This is a genomic window from Amorphoplanes friuliensis DSM 7358 (genome assembly GCF_000494755.1).
In the GTDB taxonomy this organism is placed as follows: Bacteria; Actinomycetota; Actinomycetes; order Mycobacteriales; family Micromonosporaceae; genus Actinoplanes; species Actinoplanes friuliensis.
Map to the genome: position 1 here is coordinate 2,050,164 of NC_022657.1, position 25,088 is coordinate 2,075,251.

23 protein-coding genes are annotated in these 25,088 nt (G+C 71.6%); 18 read left to right on the top strand and 5 right to left on the bottom strand.

Annotated features, from left to right (window positions below):
- Positions 1-32 precede the first annotated feature (32 nt).
- The 12 genes from AFR_RS09590 to AFR_RS09645 all read left to right on the top strand — a co-directional run bounded on the left by AFR_RS09590 (position 33) and on the right by AFR_RS09645 (position 11,579).
- Positions 33-1,511 (top strand): NYN domain-containing protein, encoded by a 1,479-nt coding sequence (locus AFR_RS09590; protein ID WP_023359813.1) that lies wholly within the window; start codon positions 33-35, stop codon positions 1,509-1,511.
- 107 nt (positions 1,512-1,618) lie between these two features.
- Positions 1,619-1,840: a hypothetical protein gene (locus AFR_RS09595; protein WP_023359815.1), complete on the top strand. Its 222-nt coding sequence runs from the start codon at positions 1,619-1,621 to the stop codon at positions 1,838-1,840.
- A 43-nt stretch (positions 1,841-1,883) separates the two neighbouring features.
- The gene (locus tag AFR_RS09600) at positions 1,884-3,140 is read left to right on the top strand and encodes a M48 family metallopeptidase (RefSeq protein ID WP_023359817.1); all 1,257 of its coding nucleotides are present in this window, start codon (positions 1,884-1,886) and stop codon (positions 3,138-3,140) included.
- A complete protein-coding gene (locus tag AFR_RS09605) occupies positions 3,140-4,267 on the top strand; it encodes a glycosyltransferase family 4 protein (RefSeq protein ID WP_023359819.1) in 1,128 nt (375 codons plus the stop codon). Before AFR_RS09600 ends, AFR_RS09605 begins: the two co-directional genes overlap by 1 nt.
- Before the next feature lie 126 nt (positions 4,268-4,393).
- A complete protein-coding gene (locus AFR_RS09610; protein WP_023359821.1) occupies positions 4,394-6,283 on the top strand; it encodes an ABC transporter ATP-binding protein in 1,890 nt (629 codons plus the stop codon).
- A gap of 41 nt (positions 6,284-6,324) precedes the next feature.
- Positions 6,325-6,885: a thioredoxin family protein gene (locus AFR_RS09615; RefSeq protein ID WP_023359823.1), complete on the top strand. Its 561-nt coding sequence runs from the start codon at positions 6,325-6,327 to the stop codon at positions 6,883-6,885.
- 142 nt (positions 6,886-7,027) lie between these two features.
- Positions 7,028-7,540 (top strand): RNA polymerase sigma factor, encoded by a 513-nt coding sequence (locus AFR_RS09620; protein WP_023359825.1) that lies wholly within the window; start codon positions 7,028-7,030, stop codon positions 7,538-7,540.
- On the top strand, positions 7,537-8,340 hold the full coding sequence (locus AFR_RS09625; protein ID WP_023359827.1) for a cupin domain-containing protein: 804 nt from the start codon (positions 7,537-7,539) through the stop codon (positions 8,338-8,340). Before AFR_RS09620 ends, AFR_RS09625 begins: the two co-directional genes overlap by 4 nt.
- A 31-nt stretch (positions 8,341-8,371) precedes the next feature.
- Positions 8,372-9,172, top strand: a complete 801-nt coding sequence (locus tag AFR_RS09630; protein ID WP_023359829.1) for an ABC transporter ATP-binding protein — start codon at positions 8,372-8,374, stop codon at positions 9,170-9,172.
- Positions 9,169-10,491 carry a hypothetical protein gene (locus AFR_RS09635; protein WP_023359831.1) on the top strand — a complete coding sequence of 441 codons (1,323 nt, stop codon included), beginning with the start codon at positions 9,169-9,171 and terminating at the stop codon, positions 10,489-10,491. Before AFR_RS09630 ends, AFR_RS09635 begins: the two co-directional genes overlap by 4 nt.
- Positions 10,488-11,090 (top strand): hypothetical protein, encoded by a 603-nt coding sequence (locus tag AFR_RS09640; RefSeq protein WP_023359833.1) that lies wholly within the window; start codon positions 10,488-10,490, stop codon positions 11,088-11,090. The genes AFR_RS09635 and AFR_RS09640 overlap by 4 nt, the downstream gene beginning before the upstream one ends.
- A 75-nt stretch (positions 11,091-11,165) precedes the next feature.
- A complete protein-coding gene (locus AFR_RS09645) occupies positions 11,166-11,579 on the top strand; it encodes a DUF4395 domain-containing protein (protein WP_023359835.1) in 414 nt (137 codons plus the stop codon).
- A 148-nt stretch (positions 11,580-11,727) separates the two neighbouring features.
- Here AFR_RS09645 and AFR_RS09650 read toward each other — a convergent pair whose 3' ends face one another.
- Both AFR_RS09650 and AFR_RS09655 read right to left on the bottom strand, forming a co-directional pair.
- The gene (locus AFR_RS09650; protein WP_023359837.1) at positions 11,728-12,396 is read right to left on the bottom strand and encodes a response regulator transcription factor; all 669 of its coding nucleotides are present in this window, start codon (positions 12,394-12,396) and stop codon (positions 11,728-11,730) included.
- Positions 12,397-12,403: 7 nt separating this feature from the next.
- A complete protein-coding gene (locus AFR_RS09655) occupies positions 12,404-14,095 on the bottom strand; it encodes a GAF domain-containing sensor histidine kinase (protein WP_041841966.1) in 1,692 nt (563 codons plus the stop codon).
- A 207-nt stretch (positions 14,096-14,302) separates the two neighbouring features.
- Between AFR_RS09655 and AFR_RS09660 the strand changes: the two genes are divergently transcribed.
- The 5 genes from AFR_RS09660 to AFR_RS09680 all read left to right on the top strand — a co-directional run bounded on the left by AFR_RS09660 (position 14,303) and on the right by AFR_RS09680 (position 20,798).
- Positions 14,303-14,755: an SRPBCC family protein gene (locus AFR_RS09660; protein WP_023359841.1), complete on the top strand. Its 453-nt coding sequence runs from the start codon at positions 14,303-14,305 to the stop codon at positions 14,753-14,755.
- Positions 14,756-16,982: 2,227 nt separating this feature from the next.
- A complete protein-coding gene (locus tag AFR_RS09665; RefSeq protein WP_023359845.1) occupies positions 16,983-17,933 on the top strand; it encodes an ROK family glucokinase in 951 nt (316 codons plus the stop codon).
- Positions 17,934-17,963: 30 nt separating this feature from the next.
- The gene (locus AFR_RS09670; protein WP_023359847.1) at positions 17,964-18,650 is read left to right on the top strand and encodes an endonuclease/exonuclease/phosphatase family protein; all 687 of its coding nucleotides are present in this window, start codon (positions 17,964-17,966) and stop codon (positions 18,648-18,650) included.
- Between the two features lie 25 nt (positions 18,651-18,675).
- The gene (locus AFR_RS09675; protein ID WP_023359849.1) at positions 18,676-20,022 is read left to right on the top strand and encodes a flavin-containing monooxygenase; all 1,347 of its coding nucleotides are present in this window, start codon (positions 18,676-18,678) and stop codon (positions 20,020-20,022) included.
- Complete coding sequence (locus AFR_RS09680) at positions 20,019-20,798, top strand: alpha/beta hydrolase (RefSeq protein ID WP_023359851.1); 780 nt, start codon at positions 20,019-20,021, stop codon at positions 20,796-20,798. Before AFR_RS09675 ends, AFR_RS09680 begins: the two co-directional genes overlap by 4 nt.
- On the opposite strand, the gene AFR_RS09685 is transcribed toward AFR_RS09680, so the two are convergent.
- Together AFR_RS09685 and AFR_RS09690 are read right to left on the bottom strand one after the other, a co-directional pair.
- Complete coding sequence (locus AFR_RS09685) at positions 20,787-22,199, bottom strand: alpha,alpha-trehalose-phosphate synthase (UDP-forming) (protein ID WP_023359853.1); 1,413 nt, start codon at positions 22,197-22,199, stop codon at positions 20,787-20,789. The genes AFR_RS09680 and AFR_RS09685 overlap by 12 nt on opposite strands.
- Positions 22,200-22,258: 59 nt before the next feature.
- Positions 22,259-23,113: a DUF308 domain-containing protein gene (locus tag AFR_RS09690; RefSeq protein ID WP_041840734.1), complete on the bottom strand. Its 855-nt coding sequence runs from the start codon at positions 23,111-23,113 to the stop codon at positions 22,259-22,261.
- Positions 23,114-23,281: 168 nt separating this feature from the next.
- On the opposite strand from AFR_RS09690, the gene AFR_RS09695 reads away from it, so the two are divergent.
- The gene (locus tag AFR_RS09695) at positions 23,282-24,034 is read left to right on the top strand and encodes a lysophospholipid acyltransferase family protein (protein WP_023359857.1); all 753 of its coding nucleotides are present in this window, start codon (positions 23,282-23,284) and stop codon (positions 24,032-24,034) included.
- Between the two features lie 151 nt (positions 24,035-24,185).
- Here AFR_RS09695 and AFR_RS09700 read toward each other — a convergent pair whose 3' ends face one another.
- Positions 24,186-24,878 (bottom strand): Crp/Fnr family transcriptional regulator, encoded by a 693-nt coding sequence (locus AFR_RS09700; protein WP_023359859.1) that lies wholly within the window; start codon positions 24,876-24,878, stop codon positions 24,186-24,188.
- Positions 24,879-25,088: the final 210 nt, after the last annotated feature.

Below are 25,088 nucleotides of genomic sequence, written 5' to 3' on the forward strand. Positions count from 1 at the left end.
TTTTCCGCTGCCCACGGTGGGAGAATAGAAAAATGTCCGCGCCGTCGCCCTCCGACGACCGCCCCTTCGAGGAGGCGGAATCCGCGGCCGACCCTGCCCACCCCACCGGCACGTGGTCCGAGACCGGTGACGGCGGGTCCGAGGGTGCCGACGGTGGGGACAGCGGTGCTGTGGGCGTACCGGAGGGTGAAGCGGAAGAGGATCACGCACCGGAACCGACGCTGCCCGAGGCTGTGCGGCAGCGGATCACGACGCTGGCTGCGGCGGCCCTGCCGGGTCTGCCGGCGGACGAGACGCCTGTGCCGCTGCGGCGGGTTGCCCGTTTTGCGCCCAATCGCCGGGCCCGGCTCGGTGGGCAGGTGATCGCCGCGCAGCTCGCCGCGGACCCGCTCTTCCGGCAGCGCATCGCCGGTCGCATCGTGACCGACGCCGGTGACCTGGGGGCCGCGGTCGCGAGCGGGATGGCGCCGGCCGCCGCCGATCCGGTGGAGGTCGCCGCGCTGGCCTATCTGGCCCGGCCGGACGGCTGGCGTGAGCTGGTCGGCGCGGCCGGTGAGTCGGTCCGGGCCGAGGCCGACAGTGCCGCGATCGCCAACCAGGTCCGCGAGGCCGAGCAGCGCGCCGCCCGTGCTGAACACGACCGGGCTGTCGCCAAGGTCGAGGCCGACAAGCTCCGCGACGAGCTGGCCCGGGTCCGCGAGGAGTTGGGCCAGTTGCGCGAGGAGGCCCGGGCGACCGCCCGCGCCCTGCGCGAGACGCAGGCGGCCCAGAAACGCGCCGCCGATCTCCTGGCCACCGAGAAGGGCCGCGCGGCGAAGGTCACCGCAGATCATGACGCCGAGGTACGCCGGATGCGTACGCGACTTTCCGAAGCGGAAGCCGCGGCGACCTCGGGCAAGCAGTCCGCCAAGGAGGCGCGGGCAGCCGACGACGCCCGCCTCTGGCTGCTGCTGGAGACGATCGGGCAGGCCGCCTCGGGTCTGCGCCGTGAGCTGGCGCTCGGCCCGACCGACAAGCTTCCGGCCGACTTCGTGGCGGACGCCGCGGCGGACCGTCCGGGTGGGCTGGAGCGTTCGCGCCCGCGGGCGCAGGACACCGACGACCCGGGCCGGCTCGATCAGCTCCTCGCGCTGCCGCGGGCGCACCTGATCGTCGACGGTTACAACGTCACCAAGCGGGGCTTCGCCGAGATGTCGCTCGAGCAGCAGCGCAAGCGGCTGATCACCGGTCTGGGCGGGATCGCCGCGCAGACCGGCGACGAGGTCACGGTCGTTTTTGACGGCGCCGAGCGGGTGCACGGGCTGCCGCCGGCACCGCGGGGCGTCCGGGTGCTCTTCTCGCGCAAGGGTGACACCGCTGACGAGCTGATCCGCCAGCTCGTGCGGGCCGAGCCGGCGGGCCGCCCGCTCGTGGTGATCTCGTCGGACCGGGAGGTCGCGGACGGCGTCCGGCGGCACGGTGCGTACCCGATGGGGGCCGACTCGTTGATCCGGCGGCTGTCCCGCGCCTGATTTTTGTCGTACCCCCTCCATAGCGTGACTGTCACCGATGGTGGTCGGTCCGCGACAGCAGTTTCTTCCCCCTGCGCGGGCCGCACGCCAGGATGCGGAGGAGAACGATGATCATCGACTGCGGGCGCTGCGCCGAGCGGCGCGATGAGTGCAACGGTTGCCTGGTCAGCACGTTGTATGACACCCCCGACGGCATCGCCGACCTGACCCCCGGTGAGCTGCGCGCCATCGAGACGTTCGAGCTGGCCGGTTTTGAGGTCGAGCTGCTGGAGACCCCGGATCCGCCGGTCGACGTCCCCCTCTACCCGCGCCGCCGCCACGTGGCGTGATCACCTCTCTAGGATGGGCGCTCATGACGAGCGGACCGTACGGATGACGCCCCGCCTCTGGGCGGCGTGCACGCTCGGCGTGCTCGTCGTGGTGCTGATCGTCTACGCCGCCCTGGTGATCCCGTGGCACCGGCCGCCGGCACCGCGCGCCGACCAGCTCGCGGCCCTCGGCCAGCTGCCGCGCGACCAGGTGCAGCGGGCGCAGGCGTTCCACTCCGAGCTGCGGCCGGGCTCCTACCTGTCGCTGGCCGTCGGGCTGATCGGGGCGTTGCTGCTCGGCCTCACGCCGCTGGGCGCGCGTCTGGTCTCGTTCGCCGGTCGCCCGTTCGGTGATCACTGGATCGCGCAGGCGGTGCTCGGCGGGCTGCTCGTGGTGCTGGTCGTCGAGGTGATCACCCTGCCGCTCGCGGCGTGGCGGCACACGATCGTCGTCCGCTACGGCATCTCGACCCAGACCTGGGGTGCGTGGGCGGTCGACCTGGCCAAGTCCTATGCGGTCGGTGCGGTGATCGGCGGGCTGGCGCTGCTCGGCTTCTACACCGTCACGCGGCTGGCACCGCGCTGGTGGTGGGCGTTCGGGGCGCTGGGGGCGGCCGCGCTGGTCGTGCTGCTGTCGTTCGTGCTGCCCGTGATCGTCGAGCCGGTGTTCAACAAGTTCACCCCGATGGAGCAGGGGCCGCTGCGCACCGAGCTGATGAGCCTGGCCGCCCGTGACAACGTTCCGGTGCGCGACGTTCTGGTCGCCGACGCGTCCCGCCGCACGCGGGCGGTGAACGCGTACGTGTCCGGCTTCGGGCCGACGCGGCGGATCGTCGTCTACGACACGATGCTGACCGAGGCGACACCCGACGAGGTCGTGTCCGTGACCGCCCACGAGCTGGGGCACGCCAAGCGCGGTGACGTGCTCGTCGGCACGATCATCGGTGCGCTGGGGGCCGCGGCGGCGGTGATCGCGCTCTACCTGCTCGGCTCGCTGGGCTGGCTGCTGCGGCTCGCCGGGACGGAGTCGATGAGGGAGCCGCGCTCGATCGCACTGCTGCTCGCGCTGGTCACCCTCGCGGGTCTGGCCGGCGGTCCGGTGCAGGCGCTCGTCTCCCGGCGCATCGAGGCCCGTGCGGACGCCCACGCCCTGGAGCTGACCGGGGACGCGGCGACCTTCGAGGCGATGCAGCGCCGCCTCGGCACCGTCAATCTCTCCGATCCCGACCCGCCGACCTGGGAGTACCTGATGTACGCCTCGCACCCGTCCACCGTGGAGCGGATGGCCGCCGCGCGCGCGTACGCCCGCGGGGAGCGCTGATGGGCCGGACGCTGCTGATCACCAACGACTTCCCGCCGCGGCCGGGTGGCATCCAGCAGTTCGTGCACAACCTCGCCGTGCGGCAGCCGCCGGGCTCGGTCGTCGCGTACGCGTCCACCTGGAAAGGTGCCGGGAAGTTCGACGCCGAGCAGCCGTTCGAGGTCGTCCGGGAGCAGACGGGTGTGCTGCTGCCGACCCCCGCGGTGGCGCGCCGGGCCGCGGAGATCGCGCGGTCGCACGACTGCGACAGCGTCTGGTTCGGTGCTGCGGCGCCGCTCGGGATCCTCGCCGACGGGCTGCGCCGGCGCACCGGCATCGAGCGGGCGGTGTCACTGACCCACGGGCACGAGATCGGCTGGGCGGCGCTGCCCGGCGCCCGTCAGCTGCTGCGCAAGATGGCGCGGGGCAACGACGCCGTGACCTACCTGACGGAGTTCCAGCGGGTGCGTCTCGACCGGGCCCTGCACGGCCTGACCGACCTGGAACGGCTGACGCCGGGGGTGGACGTCGACGCGTACCACCCCGGGGTCGACGGGTCGGCGGTGCGGGCGCGGTACGCCCTCGGGGACCGTCCGGTGATCGTCTGCGTCTCCCGGCTGGTGCCGCGCAAGGGCCAGGACATGCTGATCCGCGCCCTGCCGACGATCCGGCGCCGGGTGCCCGGTGCGGCGTTGCTCATCGTCAGCGGCGGGCCGTCGCGCGAGAAGCTCCAGGCGCTGGCCCGCGCCGAGGGTGTCGAGTCCGACGTGATCTTCACCGGCTCGGTGCGCTGGGAGGAGCTGCCGGAGCACTACGCGGCCGGTGACGTGTTCGCGATGCCGTGCCGCACCCGGGGCGCCGGCCTCGACGTGGAAGGTCTCGGCATCGTCTACCTGGAGGCCTCGGCCACCGGCCTGCCGGTGCTCGCCGGCGACTCCGGCGGGGCGCCGGACGCGGTTGTCGAGGGCGAGACGGGTTTTGTGGTCGGTGGCAGCGACGTGCCGGCGATCGCCGGCCGGCTGGCTGACCTGCTCGCCGACCCGGCCCGGGCCAAGGAGATGGGCGCCGCCGGACGGTCCTGGGTGGAGCGCGAGTGGCGCTGGGAGACCAAAGCGGCCCGATTGTCGGAGTTGCTCCAGATTGCATGAATGAACAGTCACTCCTCGTGCACGCATGGACACGTCGGGTGGATGAGGCGTAGGAACGGCTGAGAGCCCACGGGACGGGAGCCGTCGATGCAGGACGCCCACCGACAGCAGGACGATGAAGCGCCGATGCCCGCAGGTGAGGGGGAGTGGTCCGACGACGGTGAGCTCGCCTTGCCGTACTGGCTGACCAGCACCGAGGAAGCCGCCAACACCACATTTCTGAAGATGCTGCAGCGGTTGCCACGGCTGCTCCGATCGGCCTGGTCACTCGCGTGGCAGGCCAGCCGGCGGACGACCATCGCCGTCGCCGGGCTGCAGCTCGCCGCCGGAGTCGCCAGTGCGGTCGGGCTCGTCAGCGTCGTCGGTGTGCTCGACGGGCTGCTGCGCGAAGGGCCCACACCCGAACGCGTGCGTGCGGCCGTACCGTCGCTGCTCCTGCTCGTCGGGGCCGCGGCCGTGAAGGGCCTGCTCAGCTCGGCCGCCGCGGCGGCGAACGGGCGGTTGTCGCCCAAGGTCTACGAGGCCGCGGAGATGCAGCTGCTGGAGCTGACCACCCGCGTCGACCTGTCCACCTTCGACGATCCGAGCTGGCGTGACGCCATGGAACGCGCCCGCGACCGGGGGATCTCCGCGGCCGAGCAGCTCGTCGACCGCGGCATCGAGCTCGGCACACACCTGATCGGCCTGGTCGCCGCCGCAAGTGTTCTGGCCGTGCTGCACCCGGTGCTGCTGCCGCTGCTCGTGCTGGCCGTGCTGCCCATCGGCTGGGCGGCGGTCCGGTCGGCGCGGCTCAACCACCGGCGCATGCTGCGGCTCATCGCGGTCTGGCGGCGGCAGAGGATGCTCGCCGAGTTGCTCGCCGCGCGGGAGCCGGCACCCGAGCTGCGGGCGTTCACGCTGCGGCAGTACGTGCTGGCCGAGGTGCGGCGGCTGCTCGCCGTCTCCACCAACGAGGAGATCCGGATCTCGGCGCGGCAGGTCAAGACCACCCTCGTCGGTACGGCGCTCAGCGGCGTCGCGACCGGGCTGACGTACGCGACGTTGCTGTGGTTGCTCTGGACCGGGCGGATGGAGCTGGCGGTCGGCGGTGCTGCGGCGTACGCGATCAGCATGGGCATCGGCAAGCTCACCGAACTCGCCTTCAGCGCCAACCGGGTCTTCGAGCAGGGGCTGTACTTCGCCGACTTCGAAGGCTTCTGCGACCTGTCGCGGGAACGTGCCGAGCCCGCACCGGGCCAGGCCGCACCGCCGCTCTTCCACGAGATCAAGCTCGACGGTGTCACGTTCAGTTATCCCGACGCCGAGAAGCCGGCGGTCCGCGACGTCAGCATGACCCTGCGCCGCGGGGAGATCATCGCGCTCGTCGGCGAGAACGGATCCGGCAAATCGACTCTGGCCAGCCTGCTCGCCGGCCTCTACCAGCCGCAGGGCGGCACGATCCGCTGGGACGGCCGCGACCTCACCGCCTACGACCCCGACACCGTCCGCGGCCAGGTCGCGGTCGTGATGCAGGAACCCACCCGATGGCCACTCTCCGCGAGATCCAACATCACCATCGGACGGTACGAACGCAGCATCGCGATCGCGGACGTGCTCGAAGCGGCCAAGGCCGGTGACGCCCACGACTTCGTGACCGAGCTGCCCCGCCAGTACGACACGCTGCTGTCCCGCCACTTCACCGACGGCGCCGACCTCTCCGGCGGCCAGTGGCAGCGGCTCGCGGTCAGTCGGGCGTTCTACCGCGACGCGCCCCTGCTGATCTGCGACGAACCGACCGCGAACCTCGACGCCCGCGCGGAACACGACGTCTACCTGCGGCTCCGTGAGCTCGCCGCCGGGCGCACGGTTGTGCTGATCACCCACCGCATGGCCAGCGTCCGCGAGGCCGACCGCATCTACGTCCTCGACCACGGCGCGGTGACCGAGGAAGGTGATCACGAGACGCTGATGGCGGCCGGCGGGACCTACGCCCAGCTGTTCGGACTGCAGGCCAGCGCGTATCAGTCGGCGGTGTAGGTCACATCGCGGCGGCACCGGCCGCGTGCCAGAGTGGGCGGATGGACACCACCGGTCTGATCGTCGTCGCGACGGTCCTGGTGCTGGGCACCGCCGCGGGCATCTGGCGGCGCCGCGTCGACGGCCGCCTGCAGTCGGTGACGGGCCCGGCGGCCTCCGCTCCAAGCCCTATGCACCACTCGGCTTCTGCTTCGGCTGTACCTGAGGTGGTGGGTGAGAGCACTGTGATTGCCGGCGTGCCTGCGGGGACGGGTGACGGCGCCGATCCCAGCGCGGCGGGAGAGCGGCTGGATCCCGCGCTGCTCAAGACGCTGGGCGTCGGGCCAGCGCCCGCCACCCTGCTTCAGTTCTCGTCGGCGTTCTGCGCACCCTGCCGGGCTCTGCGGCGTGTGAGTGGCGAGGTGGTCGCCCTGCTGCCGGACGTGCAGCACGTCGAGGTCGACGCCGAGAGCCACCTCGATGTCGTGCGCGCGCTGGGGATCTGGCGCACGCCGACCCTGCTCGTGCTGGATGCGGACGGCCGGGTGAGCAAGCGCGCCACCGGCGTACCGGGGAAGGCGCAACTGATCGCCGCCCTGGGTGACCTGCTGCCTGCTCGCTGACGGCCGCCGAGCCCGGGAGCGAGGGATGCTCGCGGACCGGTAGTGTGACGTGGGTCACTTGCTTTGATGATCCAGGGCGGGGGGTCGCGTCGTCTTGCCTGGTGTGAGACGAAGCCAGGAAACGGCCGACGAGGAAGAGCTCGTGCGCCGCACCGCACGCGGTGACCGCCGTGCGTTCGACGAGCTCTACCGGCGTACGTCGCCGTGGCTCGCGGTGCGGCTGCGGCGCCGGTGCGCCGACGAGGATGTTGTCGCCGACGTTCTGCAGGAGACCTACCTGTCCGTGTGGCGCGCGGCCGGCAGTTTTGCCGGGGCGGCCACCCAGGGCAGCGCGGTCGGCTGGCTCTGGACCATCGCCGCGAACCGTCTGGTGGACGCGTTCCGGCGCCGGGCGCGGCAGGCGCAGGTGCCCGCAGTGCCGCTGACCGCGATGACCGCGCCGGCGGCCGAGGAAGAGGTCATGGCCGGGCGGGTCGAGCAGAACCTGGAGACGGCCCTGCTCGCGCTGCCGCCGGAGATGCGGCAGGTGCTGCGGGCGATGGTTCTCGACGGGCTGTCCGTCCGCGAGACCGCGCTGCTGCTCGAGGTGCCGGAGGGCACGGTGAAGTCCCGCGCACGGCGGGCCCGGATCGCACTGCGGGAGGCACTGTCATGACCACACACCCGAGCCTCGCGGTGATCACCCGGTACGCCGAGGGCGACGAGCGCCTCGACGACGCCACGGTCTGGTCGGTCGAGGTGCACCTGGAGACGTGCGTCGGCTGCCGGGCACAGCTCGCCGGTGCCGCGACCGACGACACCCGGCTTCTGCTCGAAAGGGTCGCCGCCGAGCTCGACGGGGGCATCACCGCCGGGCCCGCTCCGGTACGCGTACACCGCGTGTGGAACGCCCTGCAGCGGCGCTGGCTGGTCTGGGCGCTGCTGCCCTGGTTGTTCATGACCGTGGCGGTGCTCGGGTGTGCGTACCTGCTGGAACTGGCCCGTCCGGATCTGCCCTCGCTGGTGCTGCTGCTGGCTCCGGTCGCCCCGCTGCCGGCGGTGGCGGTCGCCTGGAGCCGGCGGGCCGACCCGGCCTGGGAGCTGATCGCCGGTGCGCCGGCCGCCGGGCTGACGATGCTGCTGCGCCGCACGGCCACGGTGCTGGCCGTGCTGGTGCCCGCGCTGGCCCTGGTGGGTGCGCGCTCGGGGGCGTCCCTGGCCCTGGTGCTGCTCCCGTCCCTGAGTTTCACCGCCGCGACCATCGCGCTCGGCGCGGTGGTCGGCGTTCAGCGGGCCGCGATCGGGCTCGGTGTGGCCTGGGTGGCGGCCGTGGTGCTGCCCAGCTTTTTCACGACACGTCTGCCCGTCGTGCTGCATTCGGAGAGCGTCCCGGTCTGGGCGCTGGTGACCGTGGCACTGGCCGCGTTCGCAGCGACCCGCAGTGCCGGTTACCGACGGCTCTCCAGCCGCGACTGACATCCCCGCACGTACCGATGGAGGTTTACTGATGCGTACGGTGAGTGCTGCCGAAACGGCCCCGACCACCCACCCGTGGGCGGTCCACGCCCAGGGTCTGCGAGTGCGGGCCGGTCGTCACCTGGCTGTCGACGGGCTCGATCTGGCCCTCGGGACCGGGGTGCACGGACTGCTCGGCCCGAACGGCGCCGGCAAGACCACTCTGATGCGGGCGCTGGCCACGGTGGTGAAACCGGCCGGTGGGCAGCTGACGATGCTCGGCGAGACCGTGGACGGCCGTGCCGATCTGCGCCGGATCCGCCGCGGCCTGGGTTATCTGCCGCAGGCGTTCGGGTTCTACCCGCGGTTCACGGTGCGGGAGTTCGTCGAGTACATGGCCTGGCTCAAGGAGATGCCCAAGACGGCCGTGCCGGGCGCGGTGCAGCGGGCCATCGACCGGGTCGGCCTGACGGCGAAGGCGAACGCCCGGATGAAGACGTTGTCGGGCGGCATGCTGCGCCGGGCCGGCATCGCGCAGGCCATCGTGAACGACCCGGAGGTGCTGCTGCTCGACGAGCCGACCGTCGGGCTCGACCCCGAGCAGCGGCTGGACTTCCGTGAGCTGTTGCGTGATCTCGGCGTCGACAGCTGCGTCCTGGTCTCCACCCATCTGGTCGAGGACGTGGTCGCCGCCTGCACCGACGTCGTGCTGATCAACGAGGGCAAGCTGGTCCATCAGGGCACCCCGGACACGCTCATCGCGCAGGGTGGTCAGAGCGACGCCGGGGACAGCCCGGCCGAGCGGGGCTACTCCGCCCTGCTGCGCCGGCACCGGGCGGAGGGCAACCGATGAGCCGCGTCCTGGGAATCGAACTCCGCCGTTCGGCGGCGGCCGGAGCCGGCCTGGCGTTGCTGGTGGTCGGTGTGCTGCTGCTCTTCTTCGCCGAGGGGATCGATTTCTCCACCGGCTGGGTGCAGCTGGCGATGACCCAGCGCCTCTATCTGGCGGTGCTGTGGCCGCTCGCGCTGGCCGCCGGCGCCTTCCAGGGCCGGCGTGATCACCGGTCCAACGTGACGGAGCTGTTCTCGACCACGCCTCGTCCACGGATGCACCGCACGATGCCCACCCTCGGTGCGATGGCGATCTCGGTGGTCTGCGCCTACCTGGTCATGGGTATTGCGGGCGGCCTGTGGATCATCACCACTGCCGAATACTTCCCGGTCACGGTATTTGTCGTCACCGCGGTCGGGGCCTTGGCGCTGATCGCCGCCGCCTGGTTCGGGCTGGCGATCGGCCGCCTGCTGCCGTCGATCATCACGGCTCCGGCGCTGGGTGTGGCCGGCCTGGCCCTGCTGCTGCTCATTCCGATGGCGACACGGCCGCGCGGCTGGCTGGCCCTGGTCTTCTCGCCGATCTACGAGATGAACATGCCCGGTGCGTACGCGACCGTGCCCACCCGCGTGAGCATCTCGCAGACCCTGTGGCTGATCGGTCTTGCCGTCGCGGGAGTGCTGCTCTTCGCCTCCAGCGGCTGGCGTGTCCGCGTGGCGGCGCTGCTGCCGCTGGTGGCCGGGGCAGCCCTGGCGATCACCGTCATGCCGCACCAGAACAGGTACGTCACCGACGCGCTCGACCCGGTCGCCCAGGAGCTGGTGTGCACCGAGGACGAACCGCGTGTCTGTGTCAGCCGTGTCCACTCCGCCCTGCTGGGCGAGGTCACACCACGGGCCCGGGAGGCGCTCCAGATCCTGGCGAAGCTGCCCGGCGCGCCGACCCAGGCGCACGAGGACACCACGTACTACCCGGACTCGTTCCCGCCCCGGCGGACCGACACCGTGCTGATCCCCGTCGAGGCCGACGACAAGGGGCACCTCGCCGACCCGGACACCGTGGTCCCCAGGATGCTGGACGCGGCCGGAGCGAACGGCATCGGCTGCGAGCAGCCCGCCGACCTCGTGGTCACGCGGGCCGCCGGGTCCTGGATCTCGGGCCGTGAACCGGTGGCGACCTACGAGTACGAGGACCCGAGCATCAACCCCGCGGCCGTTCAGCTGTGGGAGAAGCTGCGCAGCCTGCCCGAGGCGGACGCCGCGGCCCGGGTGAGCGCGGTACGCCAGGCCGTCCTGGCCTGCAAGGACGTCAAGGGACTGCTGGACCGGAGCGCCGGATGAGGTGGCTGACGCTCTACCTGCGCTCCCGGCGCGTACCGGTGGCTCTGGCCGTGGTCGGTGGGATCACGGCGCTGATGTGGACGCTGTGGTCGGTGTTCTCGAACACCCGCGAAGCCGGCCTGCCCCTGGTGGTCCTGACGGTTCTTGTGCTGGTCGCGACGCTCACGGCGACCCTCGCCGGTCCGGACGACGCCCTCGAACGCACCGCGGCGCTGCGGTGGCCGCCGCGGCGGGCGGCGCACCTGCTGGGGGGCCTGGCGGTGATCCTGGTCCTGCTCTACGCCACGCTTCTCACCGGCGCGCGTTTCGGCCCGGCCGGTCTGGTGCTCCGCGACGCGGCCGGTCTGCTGGGCCTGACCGCCCTGGGCTCGGTCACGATCGGCACGGCCAAAGCTTGGTGCGCCCCGCTGGGCTGGACGCTGATCGCGATCATGTTCCCGCAGCCGGGAGAGGGCGCGGGCCAGGTACTGACCTGGCAGACCCAGGCTCCGGACAACCGCGCCGCCGCGGTGACGGCCGCACTGCTCACCCTCAGCGGGCTGATCGCGTACGCGGTGGCCGGCCCCTCCCGTCGCGCACCCGCCGAAGCAGCCCTCTGACCTGCAAATCTGCACCCGTACGCCGGTGATGGGACTCACGCCCGCACCGGCGTCACGGCGTGCGACGCTCACGGCATGCAGCTTGATCCGCGTGGGCCGCGGTTCGCCGCGGGACTGACCACCGTTGTCCTTGTTGTCGTGCTGACAACCGGCTGGGGCTGGCTCGCCCTGGCCCAGACGGTCGTCTTCGCGATCACCGCCGCCGACCCCCGGCACGGGCCGTACGCCTTCGTCTACCGGTTCCTCGTCGCGCCGCGGCTCGGGCCCACCACCGAGCGGGAGGACGCCGCACCGGTGCGTTTCGCCCAGCTCGTCGGGTTCGCCTTCCTGGCGGTCGCCTCGATCGGCTACCTGAGCGGGGCGACCGCGCTCGGCGTGGTGTCCGCCGGCTTCGGTCTGCTCGCGGCGTTCCTCAACGCGGCGTTCGGGCTGTGCCTCGGCTGCGAGGCCTACCTCGCCGCCCGCCGGCTCTCCGCCGGCCGCGCCTGAACTCCCGTCGCGGTAAGTAGAAACTGCGGGAAGAAAGGGCTGAAATTAAGTAGGCCCGGAAACGCCCAAGATGCCGGGACAGTGCCCGGAAATGCGAATCCGCCCGCCACCCCGCAGTACGGGGGACGGGCGGACAGCGTTCCTGAGGTCAGAACTTGGGAGCGTCCGGCGCCTCGAGCAGGCCGAGCCGCAGCGCCGTCATCAGCGCCTGGGCGCGGTTGGCGGCACCGAGCTTCTCGTACAGCTTCGAGATGTGGGTCTTGGCCGTGGACTCGCTGACGAACAGCTGCTTGGCGATGCCGGCGACGCTCATGCCGTCCGCGAGCAGGCGCAGGACCTGACCCTCACGGGGAGACAGCTGCGGGCCGGACGGGGCCAGACGCCGCTTCATCGCCTCGGCGAGATCGGCCGCGGTGAACGCGCTCGGTGCGGAGGCAGCGTGCCGCGCGGCGGCGACAACCTCGTCGGCGGGCGCGGTCTTCGGCACGAACGCGCTGGCACCGGCCTCGAGCGCACCGAAGAGCTGATCGTCGCCCGCGTACATGGTGAGGACCACGATGCCCATGTTGGCGTTGTTCTTGCGGAGAGCGCGAGTGGCCTCGAGTCCGCTGCCGTCGGGCAGGCGCAGGTCCATGATGACCACGTCGGGCTGCAGCGCGCCGGCCTGCCGGACGGCCTCGGCGGCCGTGGCGGCCTCACCGACGACCTCGAACTGCCGGTCCCGCTCGAACGCGTGCCGCAGCCCCTTACGGATCAGGTCGTGATCGTCGACAAGCAGCACCTTGGTGCGGGTCGTCGGCATCGGACTGGTCGACATGCTCGGGTTACTCCCCTTCTGGTGCGGAAACGCTATCCCGCACGCTATCGCGCCGAGAGGAGGTTCCGAGCACTACCGCAACGGTTGTCCCGCTGGGGTGTCGCGGTCGGATCTCCAGTCGGCCTCGGATACGTTCCGCCCTCTCGGCCATGATCGCAAGGCCGTAGCGCCCGTCCGGACGATCATCGGCAAAGCCCTTGCCGTCGTCCGTCACCTCGATCTCCGCGTACGGCGGATCGACCGTGCACGTCACCCACAGGTTGGACGCGCCGGCGTGCTTACGGGCGTTCGTGATCGCCTCCTGGGCGATGCGCAGCAACTCGGCCTCCGTCGCGGCGGGCAGCCGCGCGGTGGACTCGTCGAACGTGAAGTGCACCCGCAGGCCCGCCGACGTGCCCAGCGTGCGGGCGTACTCGGCGATGGCCGCGGCCAGACCGCCGTTGCGGTCCACCTCGGAACGCAGCTCGAAGAGGCTCAGCCGCAGCTCGGTGATGACCCGGGTGACCTCACCCCGCAGGGTGGCCAGCTCCTCGGCGGTCTCCTCGGCGCCCTCGGGCAGCGTCGCCGTCGCGTTGTCGATGCCGTAACCGACCATGACGAGCTCCTGCGCGACACCGTCGTGGATCTCCCGGGCCAGGCGCTGACGTTCCTCATTGGTCGCCAGCGAGCGCACGTCGTCGAAGAGCAGGGCGGCTTCCAGCCGCAGCGCCGCCGGCCCGGTCACCTCGGTCACCCTCGCCACGACCGCCTTCGGGTACGCGCTGGCGACGTCAGCCTCCAGAATGACCAGCCCGATCGTGCGCACCCCGGCGACCAGCGGCACCACCAGTGAAGAGGCGTCACCGCCCTTGTGGGAGCGCGCCTGCGACCGGGAAGCGGTGTGCGGCTGCTGCGAGGCCCAGGCGTCGGCGATGGCGGAATCGGCGTCGAGGGTGACCTCCCAGTCGACCCGCTCGGCGCCGGTCTGGGCGAGCACGACCAGACGCCCGCCGCCGCTCGCGGACAGCACCGCGGCGCGATGGCCGGGGGCGACAGCGCGCAGCTCCTCGAGCAGGTGCTCCGAGATGCCGCCCGGGTCGAGCGTGGCGCCCGGCAACGACCGCGCGACACTGCGGAGCTGGGTCAGCAGACGGGTGGCCTCCGCGTACGGCTGGGGCTTGTCCTCGACCGGCGTCATCAGCTGGCGCATCGTGTCGGCGGCGAAGGTGACGATCGCCCCGGTCACCAGCCACTGCCCGCCCGCGGCCAGGTAACCGGCCTGGGTGATCATCTTGTCGCCGTCACCCACCAGGATGCCGCCGATGACCATCGCGACCGCCGCGACACCCAGCAGCGCGGCGCCCTCGGTCGGCCGGCGCCGCAACGCCGCCGTCAGCAACGGCACCGCCAGGTAAGGAAGGATCGCCTCAGCGCCGAAACCCGCGGACACGGTGCCGGTCGTGCTCGCCGCGACGGCGACCGACCCGGCGGCGAGCCCGGTGATGGCCACCTCGGCGAACCGGCCCAGCGGTGCGGCGATCCGGTGATCGGGCGCGAAGAACGCCGGCAGCGCCGCGACCAGCAACAACGCGATCCAGCGCAACTGGCCGACCTCGTGGGTGGCGATCAGCGTGAGCGCCGCGACCAGGGCGAGCATGACAAGTCGGGCCCCCACCGCGAGCGGATGAACGCGCACGGGGACGCTGGCTGAGGCTGGCACGTGACGGATCGTAGCCGTACCCGGTGACAACAGCCCATCGGCGATCCGGCCCGCCGGGCGCCCGGACCGGACGATCACCCTGGCCGGGTGGCCGTGATGATCCGTTACCCGGCGCTTTCCCCGCCCGCCCGGCGCGCCCCGCCCGACCCGCCGACGAGCGGTCCCCGGTGGTCCGGATCCGCGCCGCCACCGGGTAGCCTGCCAGCCATGGCGGACACCTCGACGCAGTCGATCCAGGTCCATGCGCCCCTCGCTCAGGTGGCGGCGGTGATCTGCGACTTTCCGCGCTACCCCGAGTGGGCGGACGCGATGAAAAAGGTCGAGGTCCTCGAGGAGTACGAGGACGGGTACGCCGCCCAGGTCCGCTTTGTCATCGACGCCGGTCCACTGGCCGACGACTACACCCTCGACTACGCGTACGCGGAGGACCTCTCCCGCATCGAGTGGCACCTCGTCGCGCCGTCGAAGATGCAGAAGACGCTCAACGGTTCCTATGACCTCGCCGACAACAGTGACGGAACGACGACCGTGACGTACATGCTCGAGGTGGAGCTCTCCATCGGCATGCTCGGCATGTTCCGCCGCAAGGCCGAGAAAATGATCATGGACACGGCGCTGAAGGAGCTCAAGCGCCGCGTCGAAAGCCTCGCCAAGGCGTAGCGGGGCCCGTCGCCGCAGCCGCGCGAGCAGGGGGAGCAGGACATGGCAGGACCCACCGGTACGGCACGCGAAGAAGCCGAACGGCTCATCGCCACAGTGCTCGCCCTGGCCGAACGCAGCGGCCTCGCCGAAGCCCTCGGCCGCCGCCCCGACCCACCCGGCTCCGGTACGCCCGGTTCCGGCACGGCCGGCTCCAGCGCGCCCGGCTCGGGTACGTCGGGCTCGGGTACGTCCGCCTCAAGTACGTCGGCATCGGGTGCGCCTGATTCCGGTACGGCTGGTTCGGGTGCGCCTGGTTCGGGTGCGCCCGGCTGGGGTGCGTCCGGTTCGGGTGCTTCCGGCTCCGGTGCGTCGGGTCGCGGGGCGTCCGGTTCCGGGGCGTCTGGTTCTGGTGCGTCTGGTTCCGGGCTCGGCGACCTGGTCAACGGCGTCCTGGGCCAGTTCCTCGGCGGTAACCGGCAGCAGGCCCCGGCCAAGCACAGCGGCTGGGCCACCGGCAGCGCCGAATGCTGCGTGTGCCCGGTCTGCCGCGCCATCGCCGGCATGCGCAACCCCGACCCCAGCTCCGCGGAACGCCTCGCCACCGGCGCCGGCGACGTGGCGACCGGAGTGGCCAGCGTGCTCCGCGGCTTCTCGGCGATGACCAGCGCGACCGGCGCACGCTCCAAGCCGAAGCCGCCGCCCCGCCCCACGGCAACCCCGGACCAGGCCTGGTCGGCCGCTACCCGCGACCGCACCGCCAAGCCCGCCGACCGCGTCCCCACCGAGCAGGAGGTCCGCGAAGGCACCGCGGACCCGTGGACCGCAGCCACCCGCGCCCCCCGCCCCGAACCTGCCCCCAGACCGGCCGACCGCCTCGCCGCCGAGCAAGCAGCAGCCCAGACCGACGCCGCCGACCTCAACCCAGCCGACTTGAGCCCGGCCGACCTGGACGAGGTCTTCGACGACGAGCCGGAAGCCACCACCGACGCCCGCGTCTCCGGCGACCCCTGGGCCGCGGCCACCCGCGCCCCGAGACGCCCCACCCGCAAACCCACCGGCGCCGCGACTCCACCCCTGACCAACGCCACGCCCGCCGCCCCCAGCACGGCGAGCACGCCTGCCCCGGCCGGCGAGCCTCGCACGGCCACGAACCCCGGCCTGGCCACCGAGCCCGTTCCGGCCACCGAGCCCGGTCCGGGTACTGAGCCTGGTCCGGCCACCGAACCTGGTCCGGGTACTGAGCCCGGCCCGGCCACCGAGCCCGGCCCGGCCACCGAGCCTGGTCCGGGTACTGAGCCTGGTCCGGCCACCGAACCTGGTCCGGGTACTGAGCCCGGCCCGGCCACCGAGCCCGGCCCGGCCACCGAGCCCGGCCCGGCCACCGAGCCCGGCCCGGGAAGTGAGCCTGGTCCGGCCACCGAACCTGGTCCGGGTACTGAGCCTGGACCCGGAGGTGAGCCGGGGCCGGGCAACGAGCCTGGCGCGGCCACGGAGCCCGGTCCGCGCAACGAGCCCGGCGCGGCCACGGAGCCTGGCTTGCGCAGCGAAGCCGGCCTGGCAACTGAGGCCGGTTCCGGCAGCGAATCCGACGCCAAAGTTGCGTCCGGTCGGGCTGGGCAGGTCGGCTCGGCGTTTGAGCGCAGCCAGAGCCGGGGAGCCGGTGGGGATCCGTGGGCGGAAGCGACCCGGAACCCCGCGCCGAGCGGGAGGGCCGCTGGAAGCGTTCCGGCCGCCGAGCCCGCCACCGGTAAGGCGGGGCGACATGCCGCGGACCGTGGGGAAGACGCCGACCCCGTGGAGCACCAGAACCCCGGTGTTGTGGTTGAGGGTGCCGCTGTGCGTACCGGAAAGGAAGCGGGACAGTCCGACGCAGGGCAGGGATACCCCGGTGTTGTGGTTGAGGGTGCCGCTGTGCGTATCGGAAAGGAAGCGGGACCGTCCGACGCAGAGCAGGGATACCCCGGCGGTGGGGTTGCAGGTGCCGCTGGGCGTGTCGGTGGGGTTGAGGGCGTCGGAGAACGATCTGGATTCTCTGGTGGGATTCCGAACACAGAATTGGAATCGTCGGAAAACCAGGTTAATCACGACACTGAGGGTTATGGCGCCGTGGCGGATGGGCTCGGCGTGGATCATGATGTTGCGGGCACTGCGCCGGCTGCTTCGGCGGCCGAGGATCGGGATGGCGGCGCGGGCGATGATGCCCGTTCCGGCGGCCCGGTGTGACACAACAGAGGGGACGGGCAGCGTGACGCTGACCATCGGAGTCGACGTCGGCGGCACGAAGGTGGCCGGTGGGGTGGTGGACGATCTGGGCGTCGTGCTGACGCAGATCCGCCGTGAGACCCCGGCTGACGACCCGGCGGGAACCCGGGACACGATCGTGGCGGTTGCTGCTGAGCTGGCGGCGGCGCATCCGGAGGCGAAGGCCGTCGGGATCGGGGCCGCGGCGTGGATCGACGCGGCGGGGGCGACGGTGCTGTTCGCGCCGAACCTGGCGTGGCGGGACGAGCCGGTGCGTGACTACGTGGCCAAGGCCGTGGGTCTGCCGACCGTGCTGGAGAACGACGCGAACGTGGCGGCCTGGGCGGAGTTCCGGTACGGCGCGGCGCGGCAGGCCGACGACTCGATGGTGATGATCACTGTCGGGACGGGGATCGGTGGCGGGATCGTGCTCAACGGCGGGTTGTGGCGGGGGGCGAACGGCATTGCCGGGGAGCTCGGTCACATCCAGTCCGTGAACGACGGGCATCCGTGCGGCTGCGGCCGGCTCGGGTGTCTCGAGCAGTACGCCAGCGGCAACGCCCTCGTGCGGTTCGCGCGGGCCGGTGCGCGGCAGGAGCCGGACCGGGCGGGGCAGCTGCTGGAGCTGGCCGGTGGTGACGCGCTCGCGATCACCGGGCGGATGATCACCGAGGCCGCGCACGGTGGTGACGGGGTGGCCCGGGACGCGTTCGCGCAGATCGGGTACTGGCTCGGTGTGGCGATGGCCGACCTGGCGCAGGCTTTCGACCCGCAGGTGCTGGTGGTCGGTGGCGGGGTGATCGACGCCGGTGAGTTGCTGATGGGCCCGACCGAGCGGACCTACCGTGACCAGCTGGCCCAGCGCGGGCGGTTCCCGGTCGCCGAGATCAAGGCGGCCGAGACCGGTAACACCGCGGGTGTTCTCGGCGCCGCCGACCTGGCCCGCCGGATCTGACGGTCCGAACTGACGACGAGGAGCACCGACGTGTCCGGGGTCCCGCTGCGGGTGTTGAGCTACAACGTGCACGGGCTGCGTGACGACCGGGCGGCCCTGACCGGGCTCGTCCGCGACCTCGCACCGGACGTCGTCATCGTGCAGGAGGCGCCGCGCCGGTTCCGCTGGCGGCACAAGTGCGCGGCCCTCGCCTCCGACTTCGGCATGGTCGTCGCCGCCGGCGGGCTGCCGTCGCTGGGCAATCTGCTGCTGGTGAGCCTGCGGGTGCGGGTCCACGACAGCTGGGCCCTGCGGTACCCGCTGACACCCGGCCGGCATCTGCGCGGTGCCGCGTTCGCCCGGTGTTCGGTGCACGGTGGCCGGTTCACCGTGTCGGGCTCGCACCTCGCCACCGATTCCGTCGAGCGGCCCGACCAGGCCGCCCGGTGGACGGAGGCTCTGGCCGCGGTCGAGGGTCCGCTGATCGCGGGCGGTGACCTCAACGAGGGTCCGGGCGGGGGAGCCTGGCGTACGGTCGCGGACGGTTTTTCGGAGGCCGCCGGAGCCGCGTCGCCGGCGTTGACGTTCCCGGCGACGTTGCCGCGGCTGCGCCTCGACGCGCTCTTCGTCACGCCGGACATCACGGTGAACCGGTACGAGGTTGTCGAGACCGACGAGGCCCGCCGGGCCAGTGATCACCTTCCCGTCCTCGCGGAACTGACGCTGCCTTCCGAGTAACGTTCGCGTCTGCGAAACTCTCCGGGTGCAAGACACCCCTGACATCGCGGACCGGCACGACGCGGTCTGTGTCATCGGCGCCGGCGGCAGTGGCCTCGCGGCGATCAAGAACCTGCGTGAGCAGGGTTTCTCCGTCGACTGTTACGAACGGGAGACGTCCGTCGGCGGCGCCTGGAACTGGCGCCACGACCGCTCCCCGGTGTACGCGAACACGCACCTGATCTCGTCGCGCCCGCTGACGGAGTTCCCGGACTTCCCGATGCCCGACGACTGGCCGGACTATCCGCACCACAGCCAGCTGCTGGGCTACCTCGAGCGGTACGCGAAGCATTTCGGTCTCGGCGACAGCATCTGGTTCGGCACCGAGGTCGTCGCGGTCACCCCGGTCGGTGACGGGCGCTGGGACGTGACGACGCGCAGCACCGGTGGTGGTGCCGAGCGGATCCAGCGGTACGCCGCGGTGATCGTCGCCAACGGGCACAACTGGTCGCCGAAGCCCCTGTCCGTCGACACGTCGGCGTACAGGGGGAAGGTGATGCACGCTTCCGCGTACAAGGATCCGGCGCAGTTGCGGGGTCGCAAGGTGCTGGTGATCGGTGGTGGCAACACCGGCTGTGACATCGCCGTCGAGGCGGCGCAGCAGGCGACCACCGTGTGGCACTCGACCCGCCGCGGCTACTGGTACGCCCCGAAGTACATCTTCGGCCGCCCCGCCGACCAGGTCAACGACAAGATGCTGCAGCTGCGCCTGCCGTTGCGCCTGCGGCAGTGGCTCTACCACCGCACGTTGCGGCTGACCGTCGGCGACGTCACGCGGTTCGGCCTGCCGGCGCCCGACCACCGCCCGTACGAGAGTCACCCGGTGGTCAACAGTCAGCTGGTCTACTACCTGGGGCACGGCCGGATCACCCCGCTCCCCGACGTCGCCCGGCTCGAAGGGTCGACTGTGGAGCTGGCTGACGGGCGGCGGATCGAGCCCGACCTGGTCATCACGGCCACCGGATATCTGCCGCGGTTCGAGTTCCTCGCCCCCGAGCTGCTCGACATCGACGAGGACGGCAAGCCGGACCTGCACCTGCACGCGTTCGCCCGCAAGCACCCGACGCTCGCCGTGGTCGGGCTGGTGCAGGCCGACGCCGGGCTGTTCCCGCTCGCACACTGGCAGAGCGTCGCCGTGGCCCGCTGGCTGCGGCTGCGGGTGTCCGACCCGGTCCGTGCCACCGCCGTCCAGCAGAAGGAGTCGACACGGCCGCTGCGGTCGTGGACCCGGCTGCGGGTCGTGCCGTCGTCGCGGCACTGGTTCGAGGTCAGCCACACCAGTTATCTGCGCACGCTCGAAGACCTGTTGAAGCAGATGGAGCCCGTCGCATGAGCCCGCAGTTGCTGCGTTTTGCGGACTGGACCGCGCCGGTGACGGCGGTCGAGCGGGAGGTCCTCCACGCCCTCCCGGAGAGCCCGTCGGACGAGTCGCCGCCGGTGCTCTTCGTGCCCGGTCTCGGCCACGGCGCGTGGGCGTTCGCCGAGCACTGGCTGGGGCACACCGCGTCACGTGGCTTCGCAGCCCACGCGGTGAGCCCGCGGGCCGACGGGTCGTTGCGGGCCTACGTGCACGACGTCGTCCAGGTCGCGGCGAGCCTGCCGCGTCAGGCCGTCCTGGTCGGTCACGGCGCGGGTGCGCTCGTCGTGTCGCACGCGCTCGCCCGTTACCCCGCCCGGGCTGCCGTCCTGGCCTCCCCGGTGCCGGCCGGCTGGGCCGCGGTCGGTGCGGCCCTTCGAGCAAATCCCCTCGGTACGCTGCCCGCACTGTTCGGCGCCGCACCCCGCCTCAGCCGTAAGCAGTTGTTCAGCGCCGGCCTGGCGGAGGGTGAGGCGTACCAGGAACGGCTGGTCCGCGCCCCGGCCCGCGTCTACCGGCAGGTGCTCTTCGCAAAGCCGGCGGCCGAGCCGGTGGGTGCACCCCCGACGCTGGTCGTCGGCAGCCCGGACGACCGGGTGGTGCCGCGGGCCGCACTCGACCGTGCTGCGGCTCGCTTCGGCGGTGCGCCGCTGCTGTTCCCGGGCATGGGCCACGACCTGATGCTCGACACCGACTGGCGTGAGCCGATCGACGCGATCCTGGACTGGCTCGGCAAAGAACTAGCGTCGTAGACCAGCCGCGAGCCTGCCGGTGTGGTCCAGGGCGGTGAGGTAGGTGCGGGCCCAGGCCAGGATGTCGTGGCGCTGGAGCTGGTCGCGCATCGCCGCCATCCGGCGTTGCAGGTCGGCCGGGTCGGCGTCCATCGCCTGCAGCAGCGTTTCCTTGAGCCCGTCGACGTCGTGCGGGTTGACCAGGAACGCGTCCTCGAACTCGGCGGCCGCCCCGGCGAACTCGCTGAGCACCAGCGCGCCCGAGTTGTCCGAGCGGGCCGCGACGTACTCCTTGGCGACGAGGTTCATGCCGTCCCGCAGCGGCGTCACCACCATCAGGTCGGCGGTCTGGTAGAGCGCGGCCAGGTCGGCGCGGTCGAACGACTGGTTCAGGTAGTGGATGGCCGGTTCGCCGACACGGCCGTACTCGCCGTTGATCCGGCCGACCTCACCCTCGATCCGGTCCCGCAGGACCCGGTAACTGTCGACCCGCTCCCGGCTCGGCACCGCCACCTGCACCATCACCGTGTCGCGCACCTTCACCCGCCCGTCCCGCAACAACTCGCTGTACGCGGTGAGCCGATGCTCGATCCCCTTGGTGTAGTCGAGCCGGTCGACGCTGAGCAGCACCCGCCGCGGCTGCCCGAGATCGGCGCGCAGCTGCTCCGCGTGCTCGACGATGTCCGGCCGTGAGGCGAGTGCCTGCATCTCCGTCACGTCGATCGAGACCGGGAAGGCGCCCGTACGCACGGTCCGCCCGTCCAGGGTGATCTGGTCGTCGGTTGCCTCGGCGCCGAAGAGTTTCACGGCGAGCTGGGCGACGTTGTGGGCGGCCTGCGGGCGCTGGAAGCCGACCAGGTCCGCGCCGAGCATCCCGCGCAGCAGCTCGGCCCGCCGGGGGAGCTGCATGAACAACTCCGGTGGCGGGAACGGCACGTGCAGGAAGAAGCCGATCAGGACGTCCGGGCGCAACTCGCGGAGCAGCTGCGGGACGAGCTGCAGGTGGTAGTCCTGGATCCAGATGGCGGCGCCGGGCTCGGCCAGCTCGGCGGCGGCCTCGGCGAACCGCTGGTTGACCGCCCGGTAGGTCTCCCACCAGCCGCGATCGAAGACCGGCTGCTCGACCGCGTCGTGGTAGAGCGGCCACAGCGTGGAGTTGGCAAAACCCTCGTAGTAGCCCTGGAGCTCCTCCGAGGACAGTGACACCGGGCGGATCCGCAGGGTGCCGACGTCGGGCAGGACGGGCGCGCTGTCGATGCCGCCGTTCCAGCCGATCCACGTCGCGGGGGTCTGCTGCAGGATCGCGTGCAGGGCGCTGGCCAGGCCGCCGGGACTGCGCCGCCATTCACAGGCTCCGTCCGGGGCGGCGTTGTCATCCAGCGGAAGGCGGTTGGCGACGACCACGAGCGAGCTCTGGCGCATCCACGAGAGGTTACGCGATGACTACCGAGCGAAACAATGCCGGTGGTCTATGTCATCTTTTATACGACTGCGCCGTCGTCGAAGTCATCGTCGTCGTCACCGGAACGCAGCCGCCAGACCAGCGTCACCGCGCCGCCGACGATCGCCGTGAAGCCGATCAGCGTCACGAAGTTGCGCTCGATCGGCAGCAGCCACGGGAAGAGGAACAGCACAAAACCGAGGACCACACCGAGGATGCCGGCGACCGCGTACTTCGAGATGTGCGGCAGCGGTGGCGGGGGAGGCGGCGTGTAACGCTCGTCGTCCTCGTCGCTGTCGTCGTCCGTGCCGGTGCCGAACGTGTCCAGGCCGTCGAGCAGCGACGGCTCGTCGGTGCGCCGGCGGTTCAGCGAGACACCCGAGAAGTCGGCGGCCGACGGCAGCGTGCCACCGGGCTGCCGCGGCGGATCCGGTGTCTCGTTCTTCGGCAGGTCCGGCGCGCGGGTCGGGTCGACACCCTCGGCGGCCGGCCACGGCGGCGCGGTCGGATCGACCGCGGTGTGGAAACCGGCCACGATCTTCGCCCACTCGGCGTCGACGTCGGTCTGGTCACCACCGGCCTCGGTACGCGTGTCGGGCCGCGGCGCGGGTGGCGTCGGGCCGACACCACCGGTCAGCTTGTCGAGATGCTCGCGTGCGGTGGCGAGATGCGTGCGGTCGACGTAGAGCCGGTCCGTGGGACGGGCCGGGAACGTCGTCGCGCGCAGGATCGGGTTGAGATCGGCGGACGGCTGCAGATAAGCGGCGATGCCACCGGCCGCCAGCACGTCGAGCAGGTGCTCGCCCACGCGTGGATCGACATCGCCCGCGACCGCATAATCGGCCGCGTCGAGTCCGTTGTCCCGCCGCCCTCGACGGGCGCCACCCGCAGACACCCTGCTCACTCCTCGCCCCGCGCCGTCGCGCGGTGTGCCACCCCGTCCGGGGCGTGCCTTGAATGGTGACACGCCGGATGCCGGTTACGGGAGTGCGTTGTGGCGTGCCGCTCCCGCTTCGTACGCTTTCCTCTGCCCACGACCCGTGGCGCGCGGGAAAGGACATCGGTGTTCTACTGGCTGCTCAAGTACGTGGTTCTCGGACCCGTCCTGAAATGCGTCTTCCGCCCCGATGTGCAGGGGCTTGCCCACGTTCCCCGGTCCGGCCCGGTGATCCTCGCCTGCAACCACCTCTCGTTCTCCGACTCGATCTTCACACCCCTGCTGGTGAAACGGAGGGTGACGTTCGTCGCCAAAGCGGAGTACTTCACCGGTAAGGGGATCAAAGGCTGGCTCATGCGACAGTTCTTCGTCAGCACGGGGACGATCCCGGTGGACCGTTCGGGCGGCAAGGCGGCCCGCGCGGCTCTGGACACCCAGTTGCGGGTGCTGCGCTCGGGCAACATCGCCGGCATCTACCCCGAGGGCACCCGGTCGCCTGACGGTCGGCTCTACCGCGGGAAGACCGGTGTGGCGCGACTGGCGCTGGAGAGCGGAGCCCCGGTCGTACCGGTGGCCCTGCTCAACACCGACGAGATCCAGCCCACGGGAAAGCTCATCCCGAAGATCAAGCGGGTCAAGATCCGGTTCGGTGAGCCGCTGGACTTCACCCGCTACGCCGCCTCGGCCGGCGACCGCTTCGTCGAACGAGCCGTCACCGACGAGATCATGTACGAACTCATGACCATGACCGGCCGCCCCTACGTGGACGTCTACGCCGCGTCTCTCAAAACGGCCATCGTCGCCCCCACCCCGACCCCCGAGGGCCGCACCCAGAGTCGGACTGCGCCCGTCGGTGTCGAGGGCGCCGAAAAAGACTAGGCGCCCTCTGCCGTGGTCTTTTTCGGTGACCTCGACACCGACCTCATGGGGCGCAGTCCCGTCGTGCCGGAGGCGCGACCAGCAGCTCAGTCCCGTCGTGCCGGAGGCGCGACCAGCAGCTCAGTCCCGTCGTGCCGGAGGCGCGACCAGATTATCTGTCAGCCATCCCCGCGCGGCGCCGTAGAGCCGACACGTCCGTGACGACGATGCGGCGGCCCTCGGTGCGGAGCCAGCCGCGGCTCGCGAAGGAGCCGATGGCCTGATTGACGCTCTGCCGGGAGCCGCCCGCCATCTCGGCGAGCTGACTCTGGTTCAGCTCGATCGTGATCATCGGGGCCTGGCTCTCCCCGGCCAGCCGGACCAGCGTCTTCGCTACCCGCCCGGGCAGGTCGAGGAACACATGGTCGGCGTTCTGCTCGGTGAGGCGGCGGATGAGGGCGCCGACCGAGCGCATCACCGCGTCGAGGATGCGCGGGTTGGAGTGCACGAGGTCGATGAACGCGACCCGCGACAGGGCGAGCGCCTGGCTGTCCTCGATCGCTTCCGCCGACGCCGACCGGGTCAGTGCGTCCAGAAGGGACACCTCGCCCAGCACGTCGGGCGGGCGCACCACGGTGAGGACGGCACGTTCGCCGGTCGGGGCGGTGCGGAAGACCGCGATCGCGCCGCGGCGCAGGATGATCAGCGAATCGCCGGGGTCGTGCTCCACAAAAAGGATCTGACCTTTGCGGTAGGTTCGCGGCACGGCGGCTGCGATCACCCGCTGGCGTACGTCGGGCTCCAGCCCGGCGAACATCTCCACGCCGGTGAGCGCGTCGCCCTGCTCTGCTAGGCGATGATCCACGGTCAGTCCCTCCCCGATCGGGACCCCCGTGGACACAGTTGTCCGGCGCCGGCCCCACGACGCGAACGATCACTCTTAGCATGAAGAGTCACGTCGACGCCATTTGATACATCCAGCAGACGCATACGATCATCTCGCGATCCTCGCTGTCTGTACACCCTTCAATCGCCCCCCGTGACTATCGCCCACCGTGTCCGTCGCCATTACGGT